This is a genomic window from Streptomyces murinus (assembly GCF_002154555.1).
Taxonomy (GTDB): Bacteria; Actinomycetota; Actinomycetes; order Streptomycetales; family Streptomycetaceae; genus Streptomyces; species Streptomyces murinus.
Genome location: NZ_MUNF01000089.1, coordinates 1 through 5,619 on the forward strand (window position 1 = coordinate 1; position 5,619 = coordinate 5,619).

6 protein-coding genes are annotated in these 5,619 nt (G+C 71.9%); 4 read left to right on the forward strand and 2 right to left on the reverse strand.

Features of this window, described 5'->3' with window-relative positions:
- The 4 genes from CCN72_RS07190 to CCN72_RS07205 all read left to right on the forward strand — a co-directional run.
- The coding region (locus tag CCN72_RS07190) for a DMT family transporter (protein ID WP_167408653.1) at positions 1 to 514 on the forward strand (514 nt) is incomplete at its 5' end.
- A gap of 42 nt (positions 515 to 556) precedes the next feature.
- The gene (locus tag CCN72_RS07195; RefSeq protein ID WP_086806796.1) at positions 557 to 1,081 is read left to right on the forward strand and encodes an NUDIX hydrolase; all 525 of its coding nucleotides are present in this window, start codon (positions 557 to 559) and stop codon (positions 1,079 to 1,081) included.
- Between the two features lie 133 nt (positions 1,082 to 1,214).
- Positions 1,215 to 2,237 carry a phosphotransferase family protein gene (locus tag CCN72_RS07200; RefSeq protein WP_086806797.1) on the forward strand — a complete coding sequence of 341 codons (1,023 nt, stop codon included), beginning with the start codon at positions 1,215 to 1,217 and terminating at the stop codon, positions 2,235 to 2,237.
- 5 nt (positions 2,238 to 2,242) lie between these two features.
- The gene (locus tag CCN72_RS07205) at positions 2,243 to 3,457 is read left to right on the forward strand and encodes an acyl-CoA dehydrogenase family protein (protein WP_086806798.1); all 1,215 of its coding nucleotides are present in this window, start codon (positions 2,243 to 2,245) and stop codon (positions 3,455 to 3,457) included.
- A 74-nt stretch (positions 3,458 to 3,531) separates the two neighbouring features.
- Here the strand turns inward: CCN72_RS07205 and CCN72_RS07210 are convergent, their stop codons facing one another.
- Both CCN72_RS07210 and CCN72_RS07215 read right to left on the reverse strand, forming a co-directional pair.
- Positions 3,532 to 4,125 carry a TetR/AcrR family transcriptional regulator gene (locus CCN72_RS07210; RefSeq protein WP_037661921.1) on the reverse strand — a complete coding sequence of 198 codons (594 nt, stop codon included), beginning with the start codon at positions 4,123 to 4,125 and terminating at the stop codon, positions 3,532 to 3,534.
- A 44-nt stretch (positions 4,126 to 4,169) separates the two neighbouring features.
- The coding region (locus CCN72_RS07215) for a class I adenylate-forming enzyme family protein (RefSeq protein WP_086806799.1) at positions 4,170 to 5,619 on the reverse strand (1,450 nt) is incomplete at its 5' end.

The window sequence follows — 5,619 nt, forward strand, 5'->3', positions numbered from 1 at the left end:
CGTCGCCGATCCGCTGCGGCACTGGCTGATCATCGGCGTGGTGGTGGGCGTGGCCCTGGCCCTGACGACGTACGCCAAACGCTCCCGGCTGAACTGGGCCGCCGTACTGCTGGCCCTGGCCGCCGGGCTGCTCTACGGGGTGCAGGACGCGCTGACCCGGGTGAGCGGCACCCTCTTCTCCGACGGCGGCTTCGCGGAGCTCTTCACCAGCTGGCAGCCGTACGGCGTGTTCGTGTGCGGGGTCACCGGTCTCGTGCTGGTGCAGAGCGCGTTCGAGACGGCGCCGCTGCGGATGTCGCTGCCCGCGCTCACCGCGGCCGAGCCGCTCGCCGGGATCCTGTGCGGGGTGGGCTTCCTCGGTGACCGGCTGCGCACCGACACCGGGGCGCTGGCCTGGGAGGCGGCCGGGCTCGCGGGTGTGGTCGCGGGCATCGTGCTGCTCGGGATGCACCCGGCGATGCCTTGCGGCACGACGGAGTCGGAGCCCCCGGCCCATGAACTCCAGCGCCGCTGAAGCCCTCCCCCGCGGCCGGCGCCCCCGTGCTTGGATGAGGGCATGAATCCTGCTGACGAGATCCTCGACGTCGTCGACGAACACGACCGCGTCGTCGGGCAGTTGCCGCGCGGTGAGGTGTACCGGCGCGGGCTGCGCCACCGCTGTGTCTTCATCCAGGCCCGGGACGCGGCCGGCCGGCTCTTCGTGCACCGGCGCACGGCGACCAAGCTGGTGTTCCCCGCCCTGTACGACCCGTTCGTCGGCGGGGTCGTGGGCGCGGGCGAGTCCTATGACGAGGCGGCGCTGCGGGAGGCCGAGGAGGAGCTGGGCGTGTCCGGGCTGCCCCGGCCGACGCACCTCTTCACGTTCCTCTATGACGACGGCGCCGGGAAGACCTGGTGGTCGGCGGTGTACGAGGTGCGCTGCGAGCTGCCCGTGAATCCGCAGGTGGAGGAGGTGCAGTGGCACGCCTTCCTCTCCGATGAGGAGGTCGAGGCGCGGCTCGGCGAGTGGGAGTGGGTGCCGGACGGGCTGGCCGCGTACGAGCGGCTCGCCCAGTTCCGCGCCGGGAACGCCGGGAACTGAGCCTCCCGCGCACCGGGAACCCGGTGGTCCCCGTCACGTTTCCCGTCCTGTTGGCCGCACACACTGGACGACATACCGACCGGTCGGCATCATGAGTCGAGTCCTGATATCCGACCGTTCACAGGAGTGACACATGAGCGCCGACCACCCGCCCGGACTGGACCTGGACCGGCTGCGCGCCCTGCTGGAGCGGGAGCGCCCGGGGCTGGTGCGGGGGCCGCTCACCGGGCGGCTGATCGAGGGCGGCCGGTCGAACCTCACCTACGCGCTCTCCGACGGCACCTCGAAGTGGGTGGTGCGCCGCCCGCCGCTCGGCCATGTCCTCGCCACCGCGCACGACATGAAGCGCGAGCACCGGGTGATCAGCGCCCTGCACCCCACCTCCGTACCGGTCCCCGCGCCGGTGCTGCTGTGCGAGGACGAGGAGGTGCTCGGCGCGCCGTTCTACATGATGGAGTTCGTGGCGGGCACGCCGTACCGCACCTCCGCACAGCTCGCCCCGCTCGGCGAGCGGCGGGTGCGGGGCGCGGTGCTGTCCCTGGTGGACACGCTGGTCGAGCTGCACGCGGTGGACCCCGGCGAGGTGGGCCTCGGCGACTTCGGCCGTCCGGAGGGCTATCTGGACCGGCAGCTGCGCCGCTGGGGCAAGCAGCTGGACGCCTCCCGCAACCGCGAGCTGCCCGGCATCGACGAACTCCACGCCGCACTGGGCCGGAGGCTGCCCGGCTCGCCCGCCGCCACCGTCGTGCACGGCGACTACCGGCTGGACAACGTCCTGATCGGGGCGGACGACCGGATCACGGCGATCCTCGACTGGGAGATGTCCACGCTCGGCGACCCGCTGACCGACCTCGGTCTGCTGGTGATGTACAGCCGCTCCCTCGACCTGCCGAACTCCCCCGTCTCCACCACCGCCGAGGCACCGGGGCACCCCGCGCCCGAGGAGCTGATCGAGCGGTACGCGGCGCGCTCCGGGCGGGACGTCTCGGCCGTCTCCTGGTACGAGGCGTTCGCGTTCTTCAAGCTCGCCGTGATCCTGGAGGGCATCCACTACCGCTTCACGCTGGGCCAGACCGTCGGGCGCGGCTTCGACCGGATCGGCGAGCTGGTGCCCGTCTTCATCGACCACGGACTGACCACCCTTCAGGAAGGCTGACCGTCATGGACTTCGCGTTCGACGCGCGTACCGAGGAGATGCGGGCCAAGCTGCTCGCCTTCATGGACGAGTACGTCTACCCGGCCGAGCCGGTCGCCGAGGAGCAGCGGGCCGCGCTGGCCTCGCCGTGGGACACCCCGGCGGTGGTGGAGGAGCTGAAGGCACAGGCGCGCAGGCAGGGCCTGTGGAACCTGTTCCTGCCCGACACGGAGTACGGCGCGGGCCTGACGAACCTCCAGTACGCGCCGCTCGCCGAGATCACCGGCCGCTCCCCGCACCTGGCGCCGACCGCGACCAACTGCGCGGCGCCCGACACCGGGAACATGGAGGTGCTGGCGCAGTTCGGCGACGAGGCGCAGAAGAAGCAGTGGCTGGAGCCGCTGCTCGCCGGTGAGATCCGGTCCGCGTTCGCGATGACCGAGCCGGAGGTGGCCTCCTCGGACGCCACCAACATCACCACCCTGATCGAGCGGGACGGCGACGAGTACGTCATCACCGGCCGCAAGTGGTACATCTCCGGGGCGATGAACCCGGACTGCCGCATCTTCATCGTGATGGGCAAGACGGACCCGGACGGCGCGGACATCCGCCGCCAGCAGTCCATGGTCCTGGTCCCGCGCGACACGCTCGGGGTGACCGTCCGGCGGGCCATGCGGGTGTTCGGCTACGAGGACCACTCGCACGGCGGACACGCCGAGGTGGTCTTCGACCGGGTGCGGGTGCCGGTGTCCCATCTGATCGGCGAGGAGGGCGGCGGCTTCGCCATCGCGCAGGCCCGGCTCGGTCCCGGCCGGATCCACCACTGCATGCGGCTGATCGGCATGGCCGAGCGGGCGATCGAGCTGATGTGCCGGCGCGCGATCTCGCGTACGGCGTTCGGCAAGCCGCTGGCCCAGCAGGGCGTGGTGCAGAACTGGATCGCCGACGCCCGGGTGACGGTCGAGCAGCTGCGGCTGCTGGTGCTGAAGACGGCCTGGCTGATGGACACCGTCGGCAACCGGGGCGCGCACACCGAGATCCAGGCCATCAAGATCGCCACCCCGCGCGCGGTGGTCGACATCCTGGACCGGGCGATCCAGCTGCACGGCGCGGGCGGGGTGAGCCAGGACTTCCCGCTGGCCGAGGTCTACGCCGCCGCCCGCACCCTGATGCTGGCCGACGGCCCGGACGAGGTGCACCAGCGGTCGCTGGCGCGGCGGGAGCTGAAGAAGTACCTGTAGCCGGACACGAGTGAGGGGCGGCCCACGAAGGAGGCCGCCCCTTGCCTGCGCTCACGGGCGCGGGTCACCGGCGCTCAGGGGCGCAGCGCGCGCAGCAGCAGGTCCGCGAGGTGGTCGGCCACCTGCTGGGGGCTCAGCGGTCCGTCCGGGCGGTACCAGGTGGACAGATGGTGGACGGAGCCGAAGTGGTAGTCCACGACCAGGTCGGCCGGGGTCGCGGTGGAGAAGACGCCGGACTTCTGGCCCTCCTCGATGAGCGCGCGGAACCGTTCGTGGTAGCGGCGCCGTTCGGCCCGTACCTGCTTGTGCTTCTCCGGGCTCAGCTGGTGCATGGAGCGGAAGAAGATCGAGGCGTCGTCCAGGTTCTCGATGGTCGACACCACGACGTCCGCCGCCGCTTCCCGCAGCCGGGTCTCCACGGGCGCGTCCATGCCGGCGAAGTGGTCGAGCCGCTCCTGCTGGACGCGGAGCATGCGCGCGTACACCTCGTGCAGCAGATCGTCCTTGGAGCCGAAGTAGTGGTACAGCGCCCCCTTGGTGACGCCGGCCGCCTCCACGATCTCCTGCACCGAGGTCCGGTCGTAGCCCTGCTCGGCGAAGAGCCGGGTGGCGGCGGCCAGCAGCCGCTGCGGAACAGGTGCTCCGTCGCCGTCCGTCGTCCTGGGCACTGCCGCCACCTGCCTTCCGTGATGTCGCTCGTTCTGAGATGCCGCTAGTTCCGGCGTTTGCCGTCGCCGCGGGAGCGAAGCTCCCGCCGGAGGATCTTCCCACTCGACGTCTTGGGCAACTCGGGCAGGATCTCCACCTGGCGCGGATATTTGTAGGCGGCCAGTCTCTCCTTGCAGTACACCGCGAGTTCATCCGGGTCCGCCTCGGCGCCCGGCCGCAGGCTGATGTACGCCTTGACGGTCTCCCCGCGATAGCCGTCCGGGATGCCGACGACGGCCGCCTCGCGCACCGCCGGATGGGCGTACAGGACGTCCTCGACCTCGCGCGGCCACACCTTGAACCCGGACGCGTTGATCATGTCCTTCTTGCGGTCCACGACGTAGAGCCAGCCCTGCGGGTCCATGAACCCGATGTCGCCGGTGCGCAGCTCGCCGCCGGGGAAGGTCTCGGCGGTGGCGTCCGGGCGGCGCCAGTAGCCGGGGATCACCTGGGGCCCGCGCACCACGATCTCGCCCTGCTCGCCGAACGGCACGTCCGCGCCGCTCTCGTCCACGATCCGCACCAGCGTGTCCGGTCCCGGCAGGCCGACCGCGAGCGTCCCGGAGACCGGGTCGACCGGCGCCTCCAGGCCGGAGGGCACGGAGGCGCAGGGCGCGGTGCACTCGGTGAGCCCGTACCCGTTGCGGATGTACGCCCCGAACCGCGCCCGGAAGCCCTCCACCAGCGCGGGCGGCAGCGGGGCGCCGCCGGAGGCGAGGTGCACGAAGGAGGAGAAGTGCTCCGGGCCCGCCCCGGGGTGGGCGCCGAGCGCCATGAACGCGGTGGCGGGGCCGACGGTGAACACCGGGCGGTGCTCTGCGAACGCTTCCAGGACCACGCCCGGTTCGAACCGGTAGGCGAGCACCAGGGTGCCGGCGCTGTTCAGACAGGCGCCGAACTGGCAGACCATGCCGGTGATGTGGAACAGCGGCGCGAGCGCGAAGTAGACCGGCCCCTCGGGCAGCGGAAGCCCGGTGCGCTGGCGTTCCACGGTGTACATGATGTTGCCGTGGGTGTTGGTGGCGCCCTTGGGGGTGCCGCTGGTCCCTGAGGTGTAGCTGATCAGCGCGATGTCGCCGGGCCCCGGCTCCCGCCCCTCGGGCACCCGCCCGCCCTGCCGGGCCACGGCCACCAGGTCCTCGGCGTCGGGGGCCGCCGGCAGCCGCTCGAAGGCCAGCACCCGCTGGTCGTCGCGGGTCTGGAAGTCCAGTTCGCACCCGGTGAGCACGATCCGCACCGGCGAGTCGGCCGCGGTCTGCCGCAGGTACGCCTCCCACGCCCGGTCGGAGCAGATCAGCGCGGCGGCCTCGGAGTCCCGCAGCACATGGCCGACCTCGGCCGACTTGTACATCGGGTTGACCGGCACCACGGTCGCGCCCGCCTTCCAGGCGCCGAGCACGGCGAGCACGAAGTGCGGGGAGTTCTGGAGGAGTACGGCCACCCGGTCGCCGCGC

Coding starts and splice junctions, on each gene's coding strand:
- CCN72_RS07195 (WP_086806796.1), top strand. CDS start 557: ATGAATCCTGCTGACGAGATCCTCGACGTCGTCGACGAACACGACCGC.
- CCN72_RS07200 (WP_086806797.1), top strand. CDS start 1,215: ATGAGCGCCGACCACCCGCCCGGACTGGACCTGGACCGGCTGCGCGCC.
- CCN72_RS07205 (WP_086806798.1), top strand. CDS start 2,243: ATGGACTTCGCGTTCGACGCGCGTACCGAGGAGATGCGGGCCAAGCTG.